We start from the raw sequence: 1,321 nt of genomic DNA on the forward strand, positions 1-1,321 counted from the left end.
GCGCTGCCGCCCCCGCCCCGCGGACAGCGAGTACCGGGAAGCGGGACCGCGGCCGGCGGCGCTGCTCCCCGAGGTGCCGCCGGGACCCCGGGCGACGATCGGCGTGGTCGTCGGAGCCTGTGTCGAGCGTGGCGCGGACCCCGTGGCCCGCGCGCCCGGCGTCCTCGCGGGGGCGCGGGAGGCGTTCGCGGACGCCGGTGAGTTCTGCGCGCGCTGGGCCGACGGGGGCGGCGAGCTGCCCGGGCCGGAGGGCGACGGGTTCACCGACGCGGTCACCGCACGGACGGGGTACGAGGCGGAGGTCGGCTGGTTCACCCTGCTGCAGTGGACGGCGAACCGCTCATCGCCCCGCACCGCGCCACCGGGACCGGATACGCCCTGCGGATGACCGGCATCGGCGACATTTTCCAGCTGCACACGCTGCTCGCGGGCACCCTCGTCGGCGGGCGGCACGTGCCGGGCGAGGCGCCGTCGGTCGACGGCGTCCGGCTGCTCGTCCTCGCCCCGCTGGCGTACCGGCAGAGCCGGCCCTCCGGGCGGTTCTTCCCCGGCATGCGCGGCGACTTGACGCTGGAGCGCGTGCTCGACGCGGCGGAGACCGCCGACTGGTTCGGGAAGGTGACGCCCGCGGCCGGGTGACGCGCCGCGGAGGGCCGGGCCGGATCCGGCCCGGCTGTCCAGCGGGACCACGCCCACGCACAGAGCACCGTCCGTCAATCCGCCGGATCGTCACGGCGCGCGCGGGACAGTACGGCCATGTCGATCAGGCACAGCGCGGCGACGACCGCGGTGAACCACTGCACCGCGTGCAGAAGACCCGTCACGCGGGCGAGCAGCCCGACACCGATCACGGGGGCGCCGACGCCGAGGTAGACGACGACGTAGAAGCTGGAGATGACGTCGGCGTGGCGGTCCGGGGGTGCCACGCGGTTGACCTCCGTGATGCCGCCGAGGAAGGCCATGCCCTGGCCCACGCCACCGATCACCGTGGCCGCCAGGAGCAGCGGCAGGGAGAAGCTGCCGCCCGCGACGGCCAGCAGGACGAGCCCGACCGCCAGCAGCGCGAGCCCCGCGACCTGGAGGGTGAGCGCTTCCCTGCCGTACGCGGCGAGCTGGGCCAGGCAGGAGGAGACGAGCATGAGCGTGACCGCGCCACCGGCAAGGGCGAGGTTGCCGCTGCCGGAGAGCCTGCCGACGTAGGTCGGTACGAGAGCCAGGAAGACTCCGACGACGGCGAAGGCAAGGAAGCAGGTCGTGCCGCTGGTGGCGAACACGCCCCGTACGGACGGGGGGATCGAGGGGCGCCGAGGTCGCCATGGGG

Annotated in this window: 1 protein-coding gene and 2 pseudogenes; 2 read left to right on the top strand and 1 reads right to left on the bottom strand. The window is 75.2% G+C overall.

Going from position 1 to position 1,321, the window contains the following annotated elements; genetic code table 11:
• Together K6I34_RS37065 and K6I34_RS37070 are read left to right on the top strand one after the other, a co-directional pair.
• Positions 1-388: pseudogene (locus K6I34_RS37065) on the top strand (hypothetical protein); the annotation flags it as partial.
• Complete coding sequence (locus K6I34_RS37070) at positions 385-639, top strand: hypothetical protein (protein WP_229332406.1); 255 nt, start codon at positions 385-387, stop codon at positions 637-639. The pseudogene K6I34_RS37065 and the gene K6I34_RS37070, both read left to right, overlap by 4 nt.
• 74 nt (positions 640-713) lie before the next feature.
• Here K6I34_RS37070 and K6I34_RS37075 read toward each other — a convergent pair.
• Positions 714-1,321 (bottom strand): annotated as a pseudogene (locus K6I34_RS37075) (MFS transporter); the annotation flags it as partial.

It is taken from the genome of Streptomyces sp. UNOC14_S4, from assembly GCF_020740835.1.
GTDB lineage: Bacteria > Actinomycetota > Actinomycetes > Streptomycetales > Streptomycetaceae > Streptomyces.